This window comes from Nocardia arthritidis NBRC 100137, assembly GCF_001612765.1.
In the GTDB taxonomy this organism is placed as follows: Bacteria; Actinomycetota; Actinomycetes; order Mycobacteriales; family Mycobacteriaceae; genus Nocardia; species Nocardia arthritidis.
This window is the reverse complement of record NZ_BDBB01000009.1, coordinates 139,187-157,467: the sequence shown is the minus strand read 5'-3', so window position 1 is coordinate 157,467 and position 18,281 is coordinate 139,187. Positions and strand designations below refer to the sequence as shown.

The following is an 18,281-nucleotide window of genomic DNA, read 5'->3' as shown; positions in this document are numbered from 1 at the left end:
CCCGGCTCGTCCGAGGGTTCACCGGCACCCCGCACATTCGCGGTCGGCGAACGACGGCCCCGCCACACGCCGCTGCGCCGCGGTGGGCTCGGTCGCGCCGGCCCACCGCCGCCGCGCTACGGCACGAGTGCCGGCTGGTCCACGGCCCATAGCCACGACCCGTCCGGCTGGCGACGGGCGATCTCGACAGTCACCTCGCCGGTGTCCAGCGTGGACGCTGTCAGTGCCAGGTCGCCGCTCACCAGCGCTGGATGTTGCCTACCCGGCGAGAGCACCGGCGCGGCCGCGACGAACTGTTCGTACACCTTGCGGATCTCCGCATGTCCGGTCGCGAGGTTGCCCGGTGGGAACGCCAGCACGGCGTTCGGCTCATACAACGCCACCAACCCCTCGACGTCGCCCGCGTTGGCGCGCTCGATGAAGTACCTGCCCAGATCGTTGGGGTCGGTGGCCACGTTCTCGTTTGTCATGTTGATCAGCCTTCCAACAAATCACGACATCCTGTGTCGTGTATTCCGGTAGATTTTTCGGATGCGCGCCGACCGGTTGGTCTCGCTGGTGTTATTGCTGCGTCAGCGCGGTCGGTTGACCGCGGACACGCTCGCCCGCGAGCTCGAGGTATCCACCCGCACCGTGCTGCGTGACATCGAAGCCCTCTCCGCGGCCGGCGTCCCGGTCTATGCCGAACGCGGCCGGCACGGCGGTTTCGCATTGCTGCCCGGTTTCCGGACCGAACTCACCGGACTCAGCCACGACGAGGCGCTCGCGCTGCTCGTCGCCGGATCACGGCGCGGCGCACAGGCGTTCGGCCTCGGCTCCGCGCTCGCGTCGGCCATGCGCAAGGTGGTCGACGCGCTACCGGAAAGCTATCGGGCCACCGCGACCGGCGCGGCCCGGCGATTGCTCATCGACCCGGAGATCGACCTCCTGTCACGCCGGCTGATCGCGGAAGAGGTGCCCGACACCATAGTGAGCGAGATCCGCCGCGCGGTGTTCGCCGGACACAAGCTGCGCATCCACTACGCGGCGGTGGCCCAGACCCCGAAGTGGCGCACCGTGGACCCGATCGGCCTGGTCACCGTACGCGACCAGGGTTACTTGCTGGCCACGATGTCCGGCGCGGACCGCACCTACCGGTTGTCGCGGGTCCTGGCCGCCGAGGAACTGCCCGAACCCGCACAGCGGCCGGAACGAGTCGATCTGGACCGGGCCTGGCAGGAACGCAGCACGCAGTTCCGGACCGGCGGTGATCAAGTCACCGTGCTGGTCCGAGTGGACCCGGCACACCGGGAGGACCTGGTGAGCAGCGCACTCGCCGTCCGCGCCGAAGAAACCGACACCGACGGCTGGCTGCGGCTCGAGGTGAGCTTCCAAGATCCCAGACACGCAGAATGGGCGCTGTGGCAGCTCGCCACGAACGCGGAAGCCCTCACCCCGCAGTGGTTGCGCACATCCCTGCGCGACCGCGCCACCGCGATCGCCACCTGCTATGGAGAGTCATCCGGCCGGACTGGAACAAAGTGAGTTCGTTCTCCTCGCAGTTTCGAAGGGGTGCATGAGTCGCCGGACCGGCGTTGCGGCGTCGGCCGGCGGGTCGCGGCGATATTCCCGACGTCCGGGTCGAGTCCCGCTACCGGGCGGCCCAGCGGCGCGACCATGTCGCTCCAGCTGCGGAACTCGGTATCCCAGCCGATTTCGTCAAGCCACTGCTCGACATCCTCGCCGAGACCGCAGGCGGCGCGCGGAGGGGCCGCATCGCCGGAGACGAGGCGGCGCAACTCGGGATACGGGCCGGCCGTGGCGTCGACCCGGAATCGGCTGACGCCGAAACGACTTCCTCGACAAGACAATTCGGTAAGTGTCAGAACAACTCGACGGTGCTGCTCCGGCGGCAGGTAGGCAAGCGCGCCCTCGTCCACCCAATACGTCGGGACATCGGGACGGAAGCCGTTCTTCCTCAGCGCCGTTGGCCAATCCTCCGCCAGATCCACGGCGATGACTTGGCGACGACAGGTCGCGACGGAACCGGCCCGGGTCAGTACAGGCTCCTTGAACGCGAATAGCCCGGGCAGGTCTATCTCGAAAACGTGTATGGACTCCGGTAGCGCCATCCGGAAGGCGCGAGTGTCCAAGCCGGCGCCGAGCAAGACAATCTGGCGACATCCGGCGTCGATCGCCTCACGTACCCAGTCGTCGACCAACCGCACTCCGAGGCTGCGCCCGGCATAGAACTGCTCCGCGACCGTCTCCAGCCGGGCCCAGCGCTCGGGTTCGAAATCCGACCGGGCGGCGGCGACGAACTGCTTCGCCCACGGGTCGTCGTACAGCCGATCCGGCCGCTCGGATTCGCGTGCCCGGATCATCGCGACCCCGATCGCGGTCATGGCCGCGCCCGTGACGGGCGCCTTCGCTGCCTCTTCGATCATCGGTTCTCCCCACAGCGTTTATTTAACTTGCCGCCCGGCTAGTTACCTGGGCTACGAGGAGACGTTAAGCTCCGCCTAGCCGGTCGTCAAGCAAAAACAAGGGATCCGATGGATAGGCGTCGCAGCGACACCCGAGAACGAATTCGTTCCGTCGCCATGGAACTGTTCTCCGAACACGGCTATGAGAAGACGTCGCTGCGGGAGATCGCCGAACGCCTGGGCATCACCAAAGCAGCGCTGTACTACCACTTCCGCACCAAAGAGGACATCGTCGCGAGCCTGTCGGAGGATCTGCGCCGCGGCATCGACGACATCGTCGAGTGGGCCGAATCCGCGCCGCCGGGCGCCGAACGCGCCCGGCAGATCGTCACCCGTTACGGCGAACTGCTACACGGGCTCGGCAAGGACATGATCCGCTTCTGGGCCGAAAACCAGCCCGCCTTCCGCGACCTCGGCTTCGGGACCAGCCTGCGCTACCAGTTCCGGGTCCTCGCCGGTCTGATGACCCCGCCCGGCTCCTCGCCGCTGGCGGAATTTCACGCCCGCCAGGCCCTGCTGGCCATCAGCTGGAGCCTGTCCATGATGGGCGATCTCGACATCGCCGACGAGGACAGCTACCAAGCCGCCACCGATATCGCCTCGAGCATCATCGACCGCATGTGACAGCCGTGGGCGCCGCTGTAACCAGCCGAGCCGCGACGCCGCCCGGCATCAATTCGTCTTCCTGAAGCGGGTTCGAGGCGTATCCGATCACCTACCGGTCGATTCGTCTTCACCAGGGCACCGGGCCGTCCTCGCTGAACATGCCCGCGGTCGGTCCGTCGGCGCCCAGCGTGGCCAGGCGCACCAGGACCGCGGCTCCCTGCGCGACCGTGAGGAACCCGGTGTGATTGTTGCTGTCGGTGTCGACGTAACCGGGGCAGGCGGCATTCACGAGGAAGCCGTCTTTGCGAAGTTCGTTGGCGTAGTTGACGGTCAGCGCGGTCAGCGCGGACTTGGAAGGGGTGTAGGCGGCCGACGGCGGCAACCCCGCGAAGGGGCCGTTCGGGTCGCTGATCAGGGTGAGCGAAGCGGCGTGGCTGCTGACATTCACGATGCGCGGTGCCGGTGACCGCCGCAGCAGCGGCAGCATCGCGTTGGTCACCGCGATCACGCCGAAAACGTTGGTCTCGAACACTGCCCGGACCATCCGCAGGTCGACAGTGCTGGGCACCTGGTCGTGGGCGTCCTGCGGCGAAACCTTTCCGGAGCCGGTGATTCCGGCGTTGTTGATCAGCACGTCGAGGTGTCCGAAACGCTCCTCGATCCGCTTTGCCCCCTGCTCGATGGTGATCGGGTCGGTGACGTCCAGGGCGATGGAGTGTGCGTCGCCGCCTGCCCCGCGCAGTGCCGCCGCGGCCTCCTCTCCACGCCGCGGATCCCTGGCTCCGAGTAGGACTGTTGTCCCCAGCGCGGCGAGTTGTTCGGCTGCTCCACGGCCGATTCCTTTGTTCGCTCCGGTAATCAGCGCGACTTTCCTGTGTGTGGTGTGCCCGCTCCCGCTCATGGTCGGATCCTCGCTTCTCCTCGTTGTGTATCGGACGCACACAAGACGCCGGCGACCGGATCTCCGTAACAGGGCAGATATGTGCCGTAGGTCACCGGCAAGTCGCAAACGGCTTTCAAGACAGTGGAACTCGGCTCTGACGGCGCGGCACCCGCACCGGCGACTCCGGTCGAGCCGACCCATCGGCCGGATCTCACTCTGCCGGACGGCATTGTGGTTCAGCCCCGCGACGCCACGTGGACACTTCAACAACTGGTAACTTGTCTGACTCGCTACACTCATCGCGCGAACCGCTGAACCGCTTAATAGATAGCCCTTTACAAGGAATTATAGTTCTGAGCCGACGGAGCGCCGAACCCGGTACCGAGCCGCCCGGACATGGAAATCAACGTGAATTTGCATTAACATATGCCGAGCCGTCCTCTTCCGGACGAACATTTGATCACCCGCAATCCGAGGAGCCCACCGTGGATACAACGTCGGCCACGCCCTACGAGCGCACCCTGTACGAACGGGCGGGGGGCCACCCTGCCCTCGAGATCGTCGTAGAAGACCTCTACGCACGCATCCTGGCCGACGATGAACTGGCGCCATTCTTCACCGGCGTCAACATGCCGCGAGTGAAGGGCCGTCAGGTCGAGTTCTTCGCCGCCGCTTTGGGAGGGCCGACACCATACACCGGGCCGACGATGAAGCAGGTCCACCAAGGTCGAGGCATAACCCGGCGCCACTTCGACCGCGTCGCCGAACATTTGACCCAGTCTCTCCAGGCGGCTGGTACACGACCAGCGCTTACGGCCGAGATCATCGCGACGGTCGCTCCTCTCGCCGACGACATCATCTCCAAAGCGGTCGAATAGGTTGCGGCACTTAGACTGTCCCGACGAGGTTCGAGTCGCCCACGCACCGGCATGGCCTGGCCTTTTGTCGTGTGGGGTATGAGGATTCAGTCCTCCGCCCCCAGTTCACGGCATACCGCAGACACGCATGCGAATGCCGTTGAGCAAGCCGCAGATCGATCGTTGCGTGCACATATCGGACTGGCGCGGTGACTTCGACTGGTTTACGACTTCGAATCGGCATCGCCGCGTGCCGATGTCGTCGACTTACGGCTGGTGATGCTGGTGATGAGGTGTTGGGCGTCGCGGCCTACTCCGCGCAGAGAGTTGGAGGAGGGGGTGCGTTGCCATTCCAGGCCGAGGTAGCCCAGGCCGGGGTGGGTGAGGGACAGTCCTTGTCGGTGGCGGGGGTTGTGGTTGTCGGTGAGTGCGCCGAGGTCTGCGAGATACGGGAGGTGCGGGCGGTAGCCGGTGGCGAGGATGACGGTGTCTACGGGTTGGCGCGTGCCATCAGGCCAGATGGCGTTGTCGCCGTCGAGGTGAGCGAACATCGGTCGCCTGATGGGGTTGCCGGTGGCGAGGGCGGTGCGGTAGCGGCCGGTGTCGAGGACGGGTTGGGTGGGTGGGTTGGTGACGAATCGGCCGAGCGGGAGGGTGTCGAAGCCGCTGATCCGGAACCAGAAGTGCAGGTCTCGGCCGAGTAGTCGCTGTGGGACGACTTTCACCGGGTGTCGGCTGGCGAGGGTGACTGTGGCGTGTGCGGCGATTTGCACAGCGGTGTTGCCTGCGCCGATGACGATCACATTCTGTCCCGTGTAGTCGTGTGGTGAGCGGTATCGGCCGGCGTGCAGGAGTTTTCCGGTGAAGCGGTCCTGGCCGGGGAGGGCGGGGATGTTCGGGGAAGCGAAACCGCCGGTGGCGGCGATGAGGCGGGGTGCGTGGAATGCGGCGCCGGTGTCGGTGTGGGCGGTGAAGGTGTGTCGGTCGTGGGTGACGGTGAGCCCGCGGCGGCGGACAGGTCGGCGGCGGCGAGGATGTAGGGGGCGCTGGTGGTGCCGACGATCAGCCGCGTCGGCACGGTGACCGCGGCGTATTGCTCGACGGTAGGTGCAAGTCCAGCGAGAATCTGCATGGTCGGGACCAGGGTGGGGACGTGGGCGACTTTGGACATCCAGAGCGGGTCGGTGCGCAGGGCGGCGAGTTCGGTGGCGGTGAATCCTCCGGCGGCGGGTGTGGTGTCCAGCAGGAGTTGTTCGTAGTCGCCTGCGGTGAGGCGGTTTTCGAGTCCGGTGATGGCGGGGATCGGGTAGGTGATGGGCAGGGGTGGTTCGTAGAGGGTGAGGCGGTCGATGCGGTCGGGGGCGACGAGGGCGGTTTCGAGGGCGATGACCGCGCCGTAGGGGTAGCCGAACAGGGTGGTGACCGGTCCGACGGCATCGATGACGGCCAGAACGTCGTCGATCATGTGGCTGATGTGCGGGGTTGAGTGGCCCCATCCGCTGGTGCCGTGCCCGCGCAGGTTGATCAGGACGACCTCGAAATCGTCGGCCAGGTGCTCTGCCACCGGCAGCAGGCTGATCGCACTGCCGAGCCCGCCGTGCACACCGAGGATCACCGGCCCCGCCCCGCGGGCGAGGTAGGTGATGTTGGTGCCGTCTGTCGAGGTCACCGAACCGCCGCGCACCAGCCCGGATGGGGAGGGTGGGGGTTCGGCCGAGGGAGCAGGTCGTTGCCCCGCCGACATCCCCACCGGTATCACCGTCCGGACCCTGGCTGACCGCGACTGGCCTACCGTGTTGGCGATCTACGGCGAGGGCATCGCCACCGGCAACGCGACCTTCGACACCCACACCCCCACTCGCGACTACCTCGACACACACTGGCTACCGCAGCATCGGTGGGTGGCGGAACTCGATGGTCGTGTTGTCGGCTGGGCCGCCGCCGAGGCGGTATCCGACCGCGAGGTCTACGCCGGCGTCGCCGAAACCTCGGTTTACGTCGCCGAAGACCACCGCGGCCGCGGTGTCGGCAAAGCACTACTACGCCACCAGGTCATCGCCGCCGACGACGCCGGGCTCTGGACCCTGCAAACCTCCATCTTCACCGAAAACCGCGCCGCCCTCGCCCTGCATCACAGCGCCGGATATCGCACCGTCGGCGTCCGCGAACGCATCGGCCGACGCGACGGTATCTGGTGCGACACCGTCCTGCTCGAACGCCGCTCACCCATACGGTAATCGGAGCCGCGAGCTGTTCACCGGCCGTTTGCTTGCGATCCAGTATTGATATAGGTCAATATAGGTCTATGTCGAAGTCGCACCTTCCGATCGTTCCGGTGCAGTCGTGCACGACCTCGCCGATCGTGCGCGCACCGTTGACCGCGCAGGCCGCTGCGGAGTTGGCGGGGGTGTTCAAGGCCCTGGCGGACCCGATGCGGTTGCGGCTTTTGAGCGTGATCGCCTCGCGCGCGGGCGGGGAGGCGTGCGTGTGCGACCTGTCCGAAGGCATCGATCTGACCCAGCCGACCATCTCTCACCATTTGAAGGTGCTGCGCGAGGCCGGACTGCTCACCAGCGAACGCCGTGCCTCGTGGGTGTACTACCGGGTGGTTCCCGAAGCGCTGCAACGGCTGTCGGATGTGCTGCTGGTCGAAAGCGGCGCCGCCACAGCGGTGCACGCGTGAGCGCCGACACCGCCGTCGTGGAGAACGGGGTCGTGGCGAAGCTGTCGACACTGGATCGGTTCCTGCCGGTGTGGATCGGTGTCGCGATGGTGGTCGGGCTGCTGCTGGGCCGCCTGGTTCCGGGTCTCGGGGAGACACTGAGCGCGGTGGAGATCGACGGCATCTCGCTGCCGATCGCGGTCGGGCTGCTGGTCATGATGTACCCCGTTCTGGCGAAGGTGCGCTATGACCGTCTCGACACCGTCACCGGTGACCGCAAGCTGTTGATCGGGTCGCTGGTGTTGAACTGGCTGCTGGGTCCGGCGTTGATGTTCGCGCTGGCGTGGCTGCTGTTGGCGGATCTGCCGGAGTACCGGACCGGGTTGATCATCGTCGGGTTGGCGCGCTGCATCGCGATGGTCATCATCTGGAACGACCTGGCCTGCGGTGACCGTGAGGCCGCCGCCGTGCTGGTGGCGCTGAACTCGCTGTTCCAGGTGCTGATGTTCGCCGTGCTGGGCTGGTTCTATCTCTCGGTGCTGCCCGGCTGGCTCGGCTTGGAGCAGACCACGATCGACGCCTCACCGTGGCAGATTGCGAAATCGGTGCTGATCTTCCTCGGCATCCCGCTGATCGCCGGTTTTCTGACCCGCCGCTTCGGAGAACGTGCCAAGGGACGGGACTGGTATGAATCCACGCTGCTGCCGCGGATCGGGCCGTGGGCGCTGTACGGGCTGCTGTTCACCATCGTGCTGCTGTTCGCCCTGCAAGGCAAACAGATCACCGCTCAACCGCTGGACGTGGTGCGGATCGCGCTGCCATTGCTGGCGTATTTCGCCGTCATGTGGGGCGGCGGTTACGTGCTGGGCGCTGTCCTCGGTCTGGGCTATGAGCGCACCACCACGCTGGCGTTCACCGCGGCGGGCAACAACTTCGAACTCGCCATCGCCGTCGCGATCGCCACCTACGGCGCCGCCTCCGGGCAAGCCCTTGCCGGCGTCGTCGGCCCGCTCATCGAGGTGCCGGTCCTCGTCGGGCTGGTGTATGTCTCGCTGGCGCTGCGCAAGCGTTACCGTTCCGCCGCGGAGGCACCTGCCGCTGCCATGGCCGCGGGAAGGGCATCGGAGCGGTGACCGCTGCGGCACCAGCGGTTCTGTTCGTCTGCGTCCGCAACAGCGGAAAGTCTCAGATGGCCGCCGGACTGACGCGGCACGCAGTAGGCGTCGACATCCGCGACGAAGTACCCAAGTCGGGGGCTCACAGATGGCCCTCGGATTCTTCACCCACCTCGCCGGGGACAACGCCGTCGCCTGGTTCGGCGGCTCGGAGCCCGGCGATGAGATCAATCCCGCCGCTGTCGAGGCCATGGCCTAGCTCCCATCCAGCACCTGCCCCGAAAGGTCTACTCACTCATGGCCACGAAGCCCAGTGTTCTGTTCGTCTGCGTCCATAACGCCGGACGCTCCCAGATGGCCGCCGGATTCCTCACCCACCTCGCCGGAGACGCCATCGAAGTCCGCTCCGCAGGCAGCGCACCCGCCGAGTCGATCAACCCCGCCGCGGTCGAAGCCATGCGCGAGGTCGGCATCGACATCTCCGATCGATCACCCAAGATTCTCACCTTCGACGTGGTCGAAACCGCCGATGTGGTCATCACCATGGGCTGCGGCGACACCTGTCCGGTATTTCCCGGTGTCAGCTACCGGGACTGGGTACTCGAGGATCCGGCGGGTAAGGGCGTGGAATCCGTGCGCCCGATCCGTGACGAGATCAAGAAACGCGTCGAGGATCTGATTGCCGAACTGCTGCCCGCCCGCGCCTGACCGGAGGACATCGACACCACGAGCACCAGCCAGGTATTCGAACCGGCTTGATGCTGCAACACCGGAATCTGCGGACCGAAATCAGAGTTGATGCCCATCAATACGCGCTTGCGATGTTTCCGGAATGACGCGCAACGGCGTCTACTGGTCCGATCATGAGCAACGCGCTGAGGTCATCGTATGGGCGACCGGATTCCGACCGGCTCTTGCGCACTTGCGAGCACTGCATCTGCGCGAGCCGGTGGCGTCATCGCCGTGGTGAGGACGGAGCCGGAGGCCGGCAGGACGAGTCCCGCGAGTTCGATCATGGCGAGGGCCGGGTGATCGAAGTGTGACAAACACGTTCTTCATGGTTGCAGTTCTGGCCGTACCACCGGGAATGCAAGCGGCGATATTCTGACTGGTATGCGGCCAGCGGTGAGTCGTCGCGAGTAGACGATGAGTGAAAGCGATCCTTTCACGACACAGCGCGATGTTGGCGACGACACCGTTACGGAGTTGAGCGCTGCCGGGTTCGCGGACGCCGAGGAAATCGGTCGCGGTGGCTTCGGTGTCGTCTACCGCTGCACCGAGGTCGCCTTGGATCGCATGGTGGCGGTGAAGGTTCTGACCGGCGAACTGGAGGGCAACCGGGAGCGCTTCTTCCGCGAGCAACGGGCGATGGCGCGGCTCACGGGGCACCCGAATTTCGTCGGCGTTCTGTACGTCGGTGAAACCGAGACCGGGCGGCCTTACCTGGTGATGCAGTATCACCGCCGGGGATCGCTCGACGCGAGGATCCGGAGCGAAGGCCCGCTTTCGGTGGAGGAGGTACTTCGTCTCGGTGTGAAATTGGCCGGCGCGTTGGAGGTGGCGCATCAAGCCGGGGTTCTGCACCGGGACGTCAAACCGGCGAACGTCCTGCTCACCGACTACGGCGAGCCGGCGCTGACCGACTTCGGCATTGCTCACATCGTCGGCGGGTTCGAGACCGCGACCGGCACGATCACTGGTTCACCGGCATTCACTGCGCCGGAGGTGCTCGGTGGGGATGGCCCGAGTCGCGTTTCGGATGTATACGGCCTGGGGGCCACGCTGTTTTGCGCGCTGACCGGGCATGCGGCGTTCGAGCGTCGTCGTGGTGAGGAGGTGGTAGCACAGTTTTTGCGGATCACGACCCAGCCGGTGCCGGACCTGCGTGAGGGCGGCTTCGCGGAGGGGGTGTGTGCCGTCATCGAAAAGGCTATGTCTCGTGAACCGCGCGATCGCCCTACCGCCGCGGAGCTGGGCGAGCAGCTTCAGCAGGTTCAGCTCGCTCACGGTTTCGCGGTCGATGCGATGGCTTTACCCGAAGCCGCGAGAGTAGAACGAGCATCGCTCCCGGTGGCCGCGCCTGCGGTCCCGGAGGTCGTTTCCGATCGAGTCGCGGGGCGGCGACGCGCAGGCGAGGGGAACCTGCCCCTGGAGCTGACCAGCTTTGTCGGTCGGCGTACCCAGGTGTCGGAGGTGAAGAATCTGTTGTCGGGATCGCGTCTGGTCACATTGACCGGGATCGGGGGGATCGGCAAATCACGGCTCGCGCTGCGGGTTGCTCACAAGGTTCAGCGGGAATTCGCGGGTGGGGTGTGGTTGGTCGAGCTGGGTGAGCTGCGCGATGCGGCGTCGTTGGTCGATGTCGTGGGCGCCGCTCTCGGTCTGCGGAACCATGCGGGCAGGCCGATGCTCGAGGTACTCGTGGAATTCTTCTCCGCACGCGAGCGACTGCTGGTGCTGGACAACTGCGAACAGGTCATCGACGCGGTCGCTGAGCTGGCCGAGTCCCTGTTGCGAGCCAGCCCCCCATTGCGGATCGTGGCGACCAGTCGCGAAGCGTTGGATATCGCCGGGGAGTCGGTGGTTCCGATGTCGCCGCTAGCGTTTCCGGACCCCCAATGTTCGCCGTCGTTGCGGAGTCTGGCCAATTTCGATGCGGTGACGCTGTTCGCCCAGCGAGCTGCCGCGGCAGTGCCCGGCTTCGAGCTGACCGACAGCAACAGACTCAGTGTGGTCGGGATCTGCAGCCGATTGGACGGGCTGCCGCTGGCGATCGAGCTGGCCGCCGCGCGGCTGCGCATGATGTCAGCGGAGCAACTTCTGCTGCGGTTGACCGACCGCTTCGCGCTGTTGACCGGCGGCAGGCGAGGCGCACCGACGCGGCAGCAGACGTTGCGGTGGTGCATCGGCTGGAGCTACGACCTGTGCACGGAGACCGAGCAGCGGTTGTGGGATCAACTATCGGTGTTCGCCAGAGGTTTCGAACTCGACGCCGCCCAGCAGGTGTGCGGTGCGGATCTGGCCGAGCCGGAGCTGCTCGACTCGGTTTCCGCCCTGGTCGACAAGTCGATTTTGATACGCGAAGACGTCGACGGCGCTGTCCGGTTCCGAATGCTCGAGACTGTTCAGGAGTACGGCAGGGACCAACTCGAAAGAACCGGCGACTACACGGAGCTGTCTCGTCGTCACCGGGACTGGTACGAGCGGTTGGCGATCAACGCCGAAGCCGAATGGATGAGTCCACGCCAGCTGAAGTGGATTGCCCGCTTGGAGCGGGAGCTACCGAATCTCCGACAGGCGATAGAGTTCAGCCTGGCAGGGGAGGGTGAGCACGCTCTACGCATCGCTCACGCGCTGTTTCCGTTCTGGTTGCTGCGTGGGCGATCTAGCGAGGGGCGTCGCTGGTGTGACCGTGCGCTCAGCCGGTCGTCGGGTGCACCGAACGCGGACCGGGCCAAGGCATTGGTGGCGGCGGTCATGCTGGCCGCGACACTGGGCGATTTCGGGGCTGCGACTTGCCGGCTGGCAGAGCTTCGAGGGCTCGCGGAACGGACGACCGAGCCTATGAGCGGTGCCCTGCTGGCGTACGCGGACGGTTTCATCGCTCTCGTATGCGGCGATCCGGTGCGGGCCAGCGCTCTCATGGAAGACGTCATCGATACATTCGGGGCGTGCGGTGAACTCACAACGCATTCGAGGGCACTGCTCGCGCTTGGTTTGGCCTACGCCCTGCAGGGGGATACGCCCCGAGCCCTCGTACGAATCGAACAGGCACTGGCCATCGCCGATTCTCACGGTGAGACGGTCTATCACTCTTATGTACTAGGAGTGAAGGGGCTTACCCACTGGTTGCAAGGTGAGCCTGAGCGCGCTGTGCACCATTTAGGGGAAGCTGTGCACCTGTCGCGGCTGGTGATCGACCCGATCGTCGCCGCGATCTGCTCGGAGGTCCTGGCCTGGATCGCGGCCGAGCAGGGCGATGCCCGGCGCGCCGCCGTGCTGTTGGGTATCGCCGAGCAGCTCGGCCGTTCCCTCGGCGGTTCCGGCATCGTGTTTTCAGCCTTGTCGAAGTACCACGAGAAGTGCGAGCATCGGGCGGTCGAGCTGATCGGCACGCGAGCATTCGAGGCGGAGCGCCGACACGGATCCGCAATGAGCTTCGATGCCGCGGTCGACTTCGTGCTGGGTAAGCAACCCCGAGCTGTGGCACCGACCGATCACCGTTACGCGACATTGACGAAACGTGAGCGCCAGGTCGCCGACCTTGTCGCCGAAGGTCTCACCAACAGGGCGATCGCCGCTCGACTGACGATCGCACAGCGCACGGCGCAAGGGCATGTGGAGCACATACTGACAAAATTGGGCTTCACCTCGCGGGCGCAGATCGCGGCCTGGGCAACAGAGCAGGAGCGGCGGGAGGTAGTAACCCAACACAGAGGGCAACCCGGAGCCTAGGGTGAACCATCACGGGTTTGGTCGGGTTCAGCCTGCTCGCCGCGACGTGGCAGTCTACGACGGTTCGCTATACACAGCCCCCTTCGCGCGTCACCCTTGCCCGGCACTGTGCCCGGCCGGATCCCTCGGGGACACAGTGCAACACCGGCGGGTCAGGATTGCTGGGGCTCATGCACCCCTGGTGCGAGCTCCTGCTTGTACAGGTCGGCGATATCGGAAAGGTACTTCTCGGCAATGACTTTCCGCTTGAGCTTCATGGTGAGGGTGACTTCGTCACCACCGGCTTCCCAGAAGACCGGGAGCACACGGAACCGTTTGATCTGCTCCACGCGCGAGAGCCGCTGATTGCCCGCGGCAACCCCGGCCGCGATCGTCTGCACGACGGTGGGATCGGCGGCCAAGGTGGCCGCGGACGCGTCGGGAAGTCCGTGCTGACGCGCGTAAGGTCCGGCGATTTCGACGTCGAGGACGATCAGAGCGGTGTTGTAGGGGCGCCCGTCGCCGATGACCGCGATGGCTCCGACGAGCGGTGTGCTGGCCTTGATCGTGTTCTCGATGTTCGCCGGAGACATGTTCTTCCCGGCGGCATTGATGATCAGTTCCTTCTTGCGATCGACGATCTTCAGGTAACCGTCGGCGTCGATCTCCACGATGTCACCGGTGTGCAGCCAGCCGTCCGCGTCGATCGCCTCGCTGGTTTGCTCGGGCAGGCCGCGGTAACCCTTCATGACCAGTGGACCACGCACATGCAGTTCGCCGTCGGCCGTGCGGCGGGATTCCATGCCGGGCAAAAGTCTTCCGACGGTCCCCAACTTGGCGTCGTCAGGATGGCTGACACTGCAGATGCACGACAACTCGGACATGCCCCAGATCTCCGCGATCGGGAGGCCAAGTCCGGCGAAGAACGCCAGGGTCTGCGCCGGAATCGGCGCCGCACCCGACAGCGCCCAGCGCAGCCGATCGAATCCGAGGGCGGCGCGCAGGCCGCTCAGCACCATCTCGTCGGCCAGCTTCCACTCGGCAGCAAGCTCGGTGGGTACCGGCTCGCCGGCCAGCTGGTGCTTGCTGCGCTCGCCGGCCACCCCCAGCGCCCACTCCAATGCCTTGCGGCGGGTCCCGTCCTGCTCATCGGCCACCTTGAATTCGATGGCGGCCTTGAGCTTTTCCCACACCCTGGGCACTGCTCCCCAGACCGTCGGCCGCAGATCGGTGAGCGCCGACGCGATGTTGCTCGGGTCCGACACACAGGTCACCTGGGTACCCAGCACTTCCTGGACGTACAGGGCGGTGAGCCGGTCGGCGATGTGGGCGGTCGGCATGAACGAGGTGATGGTGTCACCGAATTCGAAATGCAGCACGTTGTCGATGCCGTACACCTGGAACAGGAGGTTGGCGTGGGTGGTTTCCACACCCTTGGGGTTGCCGGTGGTGCCCGAGGTGTAGATCAGAGTCGCGACGTCACCGGGCTGGACCGCTCGCCAAGTCGCGTCGAAGTCGAAATCGGCTGTGCCGGCACTGGTCAGCTCATCGACCGACAGTGTGCCCGCCGGGGCGTCGTCGACGCAGATCACGTAGTCGAGTTCGATTCCGCTGTCCCGCAGGCGCGGTAGGAATTGCGGTTCGCAGATCACCACGCGGGCGCGGGCATTGTCGAGAACGTAGGCGAGCTGCTCGGCGGGCAGCGTGTTGTACAACGAGAACGATGTCGCGCCGAGGTGTTGCGCGCCGACCTCGAGGGGATAGAAATCGATGCGGTTGGTCAGCATCAGCGCGACGGTGTCGCCGCGCCGGACGCCGAGTCGGGCGAGCCCGGCGGCCACGTCACGAACCTGGCGTGCGTAGTCGCGCCAGGTGAGGGTGCGGGCATTGCCGGGAGTGCGCAGTGCGATCGCGTCAGGATCGATCGACGCGGTGTGCTGGAACGCTGCGGGCAGCGTGTCGAAGCGAGCAGGACTCACGGAACCGGCCTTTCTGAATCAACTGGCGGCAGTCGAGGGTTCGAGGATCGAGGTGACAAATCGGCCTGCCGCGCGGTAAGCGAATCGGGATTCGGGGATGAGCGCCGGCAGGGCCTGGAAGACGTGCATCTGGTCCGGCCAGACTCGCAGCTCGCAGTGCGCGCCCGCTGCCGCCCAACGGTTCGCCAGCGTCGTGGCGTCGTTGCTGAAGAACTCGGTGTCGCTGGTGTGGATGAGCGCGGGCGGCAGCGACATCCCGGGTTCGGGCCGCAATTCCAGTGGCAGGTCGGTGAACTGCGCGATCGCGTGGCGCGACATCGGCACCGTCAACAAGCCGTCGAGCGTGGCGTTGGCATGGCCGGTGGCGAGCGTGAGGCTCAGATCGGTCATGGGGGAGAACAGGACCAGCGCGCCGGGCTGCGGCACCGCCGACTGTCCGTTGGCGAGGATCAGGTCCGCGGCCAGGAAACCTCCGGCCGAGTCACCCGCGACGATCACCTGCTCGGGACGGTAGCCCTGCTTCAGCAGCCACCGGTAGCCGCGCGCGACATCCATCGGTGCTGCGGGATAGGGGTGTTCGGGCGCCAGCCGGTAGTCGAGGGTGAAGACCGGCATCCGGGTCGCGGTGGACATTCGTGCGGCCACGCCGCGATAACCCGCCGCGGACCCGGCCACGAATCCACCGCCGTGGATATACAGCACGACGTGGCCGGTGCGGGTGACTCGCGGGCCGTACACCCATTCGCCCCGAACCGGCCCGTGCACGACCCGGATCGCGGTGCCGCGCAGAGTGGGTGCCGCGGCGCGCAAGGTGCGGTCGATCAGGGGCCGGATCGTGGCCAGGGTCGTCGGGTTCACCGGCGCGAACGCACCGAGCCGCCGGATGGTGTGCGTCGACAAGCGCCGCACCGCGCGGGCCCGGAACGATCCGCGCTCGACGAGGGCGGTCATCGGCGCGCCTCGATGGTGCGAAGCACCTCGTGCACGGACGAACTCGCCGCGAGGCGGTTGTCGAGAACGACGTTGACAACACCTCGCAGCAGCGCGTAGGGCTCCCAGCCGGCGGGTGCGATCGTGCGCGGGGCACGGCGGGCGATGCCGTCGGCGATGCTGCGCGCGGCCTGTTTCGCGGTGATCCGCACCCGCAGCGGCCAAGGCAGCATCGCGTCGAGCCGGCGGCCGAGCTCGTCGGTATCGAGCATGTCGTGGGTCATGGCGGTTTCGACAATGCCGAAGTAGGCGATGCCGGCGCTCGCACCCACGGCAGCGAGTTCGACCCGTAGGGCGCGCCCGAGCTGTTCCACCGCGGCCTTGCTGACCATGTACGGAGAACCGCCCATCCCGGGGGCGAACGCGGCACACGAGGAGACGACCACGACATGACCTTTGGCGCGGACGATGTGATCGAGTGCGGGGTGCACGGTATTGAGAACCCCGGTGAGATTGATGCCGACGACCCGGTCGAAGTCGGCTGGATCCAGCGTGCGCACCGTGGCGGGAACGGGTGTGACACCGGCATTGGCGACCACGACGTCGAGGCGGCCGAACCGCTGCACCACCTCCGCCACGACCTGTTCCATCCGCGCACGGTCGGCGACATCGGCGGCGATCGGATACGCGGGGGAGCCGAGCAGGGATGCCGTTGCACGCGCGGCGATCTCATCGATGTCGCAGACCACAACGGTCGCGCCCCGGGTGTGCAGGAGGTTCGTGAGTTCGCGGCCGATGCCCTGTCCGGCGCCGGTGATCAGCACGACCTTTCCGCTGACGTCATAACTCGAGCCGGCGAACCAGCTCAGCGGATTGCGTGTCATCAGATCACCTCGTAGGCTTCGGCGTCGAACCGTTCGGTGCGCTTGCGATATTCGAAGCTCCAGCTCGGATACAGCCCGGCATTGCCACCGTCGGCGGTGGTGTAGTAGCTCTCGCAGCCGCCGGTGAGCCAGACGGTTTCGGCGCTGCGCCGCCGCATCTCCTCGACGAATCTTTCCTGGACGATGGGTCGCAGCTCGACCCGCCGCGCGCCCCGGGTGCGCAGCGTCGACAGGGCGTCGACGATGTAGGCGATCTGCGACTCGATCATGAAGATTGCGGACTGGTTGCCGGCCGCGCCGAACGGACCGAGCGTGCAGAAGAAGTTCGGGAAGCCCGCGACGGCCGCGCCGAGGTAGGTCTGCGGCTGCTTGTGATACAGGTCGGCGATGGACAGGTTCTCGCGGCCGACGATCCGTTCATACGCAGTCGGGATGGAGGTGAATCCGGTGCCGTAGATGATGGTGTCCACCGGAATCTCCACCCCGGCCCGAGTCAGGATCGAGTGCGGCCGGACCTCTTCGATACCGTCGGTCACAACCTGGACGTTGTCCTGATCCAGCGCGGGCAGGTAGGCATCGGAGAAGATGGCCCGTTTGCAGCCGATCATATAGTCCGGCGTGACTCGCGCACGTAACGCCTCGTCGCGGATCTGGCGGCGCAGCTGGAAGCGGCCGAGCAGTTCGAACGGGTGCCGGAATCGGTTGTCCACGAAGCCGACCAGGCCGAAGCTTTCGATCAGGGTGTACCAGGTGCCGCGAACTGCCTTCTGGGTCAAAGGAACCCGGCGCAACAGCAGACGTTCCAGCGCCCGAGTCCGGCGGTCCATCCGCGGCACGATCCAGGGGGCCGACCGCTGAAAGACAGTCAGCGACGCGACCTTCGGCTGAATCTCGGGCACGAACTGAACGGCCGACGCTCCGGTGCCGATCACCGCCACCCGTTCGCCGGACAGGTCGTGATCGTGGTCCCAGTGCAGCGAATGGAAGGCCTTGCCTTCGAAAGTGTCCAGTCCCGGCAAATTCGGGTACTTCGCTTCGGCGAAGATCCCGGCGGCGGAGATGAAGTAGTCGGCGGTGAGGGGCCCGCGCGAGGTTTCGACCCGCCAGACCGATGCTGCTTCGTCCCACCGCGCGCCGAGGAGTTCGGTGCCCAGCCGAATGTGACGCACCACATCGTGTTTTGTCGCTACCGAGCGAATATATTCGAGAATTTCCCGCTGGCCGCCATAGGTACGCGACCAATCCGGGTTCGGCGCGAAGGAGTAGCTGTACAGCTGCGAGGGCACGTCGCACGCACAGCCCGGATAGGTATTGGCCTGCCAGGTGCCGCCGAGGTCTTCGGCCCGTTCGATCAGCACGAGGTCGTCGAATCCGGCCGCGCGCAGCTTGATAGCCAGGCCGATCCCGCCGAAGCCCGCGCCGAGAATGACGATCTGCCGGTGCTCGATGTCGTGTGCGGTCATGGG

General features: G+C 66.1%; 15 protein-coding genes and 3 pseudogenes. 8 read left to right on the top strand and 10 right to left on the bottom strand.

All coding sequences use genetic code 11. The features are described 5' to 3' along the window. Nucleotides 1–116: 116 nt before the first annotated feature. Nucleotides 117–470 carry a YybH family protein gene (locus NA8_RS09460; protein ID WP_218019429.1) on the bottom strand — a complete coding sequence of 118 codons (354 nt, stop codon included), beginning with the start codon at nucleotides 468–470 and terminating at the stop codon, nucleotides 117–119. Nucleotides 471–531: 61 nt separating this feature from the next. On the opposite strand from NA8_RS09460, the gene NA8_RS09455 reads away from it, so the two are divergent. Continuing rightward, complete coding sequence (locus tag NA8_RS09455) at nucleotides 532–1,524, top strand: helix-turn-helix transcriptional regulator (protein ID WP_063050006.1); 993 nt, start codon at nucleotides 532–534, stop codon at nucleotides 1,522–1,524. On the opposite strand, the gene NA8_RS09450 is transcribed toward NA8_RS09455, so the two are convergent. After that, nucleotides 1,488–2,426: an SAM-dependent methyltransferase gene (locus NA8_RS09450; protein ID WP_245663736.1), complete on the bottom strand. Its 939-nt coding sequence runs from the start codon at nucleotides 2,424–2,426 to the stop codon at nucleotides 1,488–1,490. The genes NA8_RS09455 and NA8_RS09450 overlap by 37 nt on opposite strands. Nucleotides 2,427–2,582: 156 nt before the next feature. Here NA8_RS09450 and NA8_RS09445 point away from each other — a divergent pair, with 156 nt between their 5' ends. Then, complete coding sequence (locus tag NA8_RS09445; protein ID WP_063050005.1) at nucleotides 2,583–3,089, top strand: TetR/AcrR family transcriptional regulator; 507 nt, start codon at nucleotides 2,583–2,585, stop codon at nucleotides 3,087–3,089. 109 nt (nucleotides 3,090–3,198) lie between these two features. On the opposite strand, the gene NA8_RS09440 is transcribed toward NA8_RS09445, so the two are convergent. Beyond that, nucleotides 3,199–3,972, bottom strand: a complete 774-nt coding sequence (locus NA8_RS09440) for an SDR family oxidoreductase (protein WP_063050004.1) — start codon at nucleotides 3,970–3,972, stop codon at nucleotides 3,199–3,201. A 467-nt stretch (nucleotides 3,973–4,439) separates the two neighbouring features. Between NA8_RS09440 and NA8_RS09435 the strand changes: the two genes are divergently transcribed. Further along, nucleotides 4,440–4,832: a group I truncated hemoglobin gene (locus NA8_RS09435; RefSeq protein WP_063050003.1), complete on the top strand. Its 393-nt coding sequence runs from the start codon at nucleotides 4,440–4,442 to the stop codon at nucleotides 4,830–4,832. Nucleotides 4,833–5,035: 203 nt separating this feature from the next. Here NA8_RS09435 and NA8_RS34975 read toward each other — a convergent pair whose 3' ends face one another. The 3 genes and pseudogenes from NA8_RS34975 to NA8_RS34965 all read right to left on the bottom strand — a co-directional run. After that, nucleotides 5,036–5,536, bottom strand: coding sequence for an NAD(P)/FAD-dependent oxidoreductase (locus NA8_RS34975; RefSeq protein ID WP_245663745.1), 501 nt, complete (start codon nucleotides 5,534–5,536; stop codon nucleotides 5,036–5,038). 84 nt (nucleotides 5,537–5,620) lie between these two features. Beyond that, a pseudogene (locus NA8_RS34970) lies at nucleotides 5,621–5,905 on the bottom strand (hypothetical protein); the annotation flags it as partial. Next, a pseudogene (locus tag NA8_RS34965) lies at nucleotides 5,872–6,555 on the bottom strand (alpha/beta fold hydrolase); the annotation flags it as partial. The pseudogenes NA8_RS34965 and NA8_RS34970, both read right to left, overlap by 34 nt. Between NA8_RS34965 and NA8_RS09420 the strand changes: the two are divergent. The 5 genes and pseudogenes from NA8_RS09420 to NA8_RS09400 form a co-directional block, all read left to right on the top strand. Continuing rightward, a pseudogene (locus tag NA8_RS09420) lies at nucleotides 6,542–7,048 on the top strand (GNAT family N-acetyltransferase); the annotation flags it as partial. The pseudogenes NA8_RS34965 and NA8_RS09420 sit on opposite strands and share 14 nt — an antisense overlap. A gap of 68 nt (nucleotides 7,049–7,116) precedes the next feature. Then, complete coding sequence (locus tag NA8_RS09415; protein WP_063050000.1) at nucleotides 7,117–7,494, top strand: ArsR/SmtB family transcription factor; 378 nt, start codon at nucleotides 7,117–7,119, stop codon at nucleotides 7,492–7,494. Beyond that, nucleotides 7,491–8,606: an ACR3 family arsenite efflux transporter gene (gene arsB, locus NA8_RS09410; protein WP_063049999.1), complete on the top strand. Its 1,116-nt coding sequence runs from the start codon at nucleotides 7,491–7,493 to the stop codon at nucleotides 8,604–8,606. Before NA8_RS09415 ends, arsB begins: the two co-directional genes overlap by 4 nt. Nucleotides 8,607–8,885: 279 nt before the next feature. Further along, the gene (locus NA8_RS09405; protein ID WP_063049998.1) at nucleotides 8,886–9,296 is read left to right on the top strand and encodes an arsenate reductase ArsC; all 411 of its coding nucleotides are present in this window, start codon (nucleotides 8,886–8,888) and stop codon (nucleotides 9,294–9,296) included. A 438-nt stretch (nucleotides 9,297–9,734) separates the two neighbouring features. Beyond that, the gene (locus tag NA8_RS09400; RefSeq protein ID WP_063049997.1) at nucleotides 9,735–13,043 is read left to right on the top strand and encodes a protein kinase domain-containing protein; all 3,309 of its coding nucleotides are present in this window, start codon (nucleotides 9,735–9,737) and stop codon (nucleotides 13,041–13,043) included. A 152-nt stretch (nucleotides 13,044–13,195) separates the two neighbouring features. Here NA8_RS09400 and fadD11 read toward each other — a convergent pair whose 3' ends face one another. Genes fadD11 through NA8_RS09380 form a run of 4 tightly spaced genes read right to left on the bottom strand, consistent with a single transcriptional unit; the run spans nucleotide 13,196 to nucleotide 18,278 of the window. Then, a complete protein-coding gene (gene fadD11, locus NA8_RS09395) occupies nucleotides 13,196–15,001 on the bottom strand; it encodes a fatty acid--CoA ligase FadD11 (RefSeq protein WP_063049996.1) in 1,806 nt (601 codons plus the stop codon). Nucleotides 15,002–15,019: 18 nt separating this feature from the next. Next, a complete protein-coding gene (locus NA8_RS09390) occupies nucleotides 15,020–15,952 on the bottom strand; it encodes an alpha/beta hydrolase (RefSeq protein WP_063049995.1) in 933 nt (310 codons plus the stop codon). After that, complete coding sequence (locus tag NA8_RS09385) at nucleotides 15,949–16,815, bottom strand: short-chain dehydrogenase/reductase (protein ID WP_063049994.1); 867 nt, start codon at nucleotides 16,813–16,815, stop codon at nucleotides 15,949–15,951. Before NA8_RS09385 ends, NA8_RS09390 begins: the two co-directional genes overlap by 4 nt. Further along, complete coding sequence (locus NA8_RS09380; RefSeq protein ID WP_063049993.1) at nucleotides 16,815–18,278, bottom strand: flavin-containing monooxygenase; 1,464 nt, start codon at nucleotides 18,276–18,278, stop codon at nucleotides 16,815–16,817. Before NA8_RS09380 ends, NA8_RS09385 begins: the two co-directional genes overlap by 1 nt. Nucleotides 18,279–18,281 lie beyond the last annotated feature (3 nt).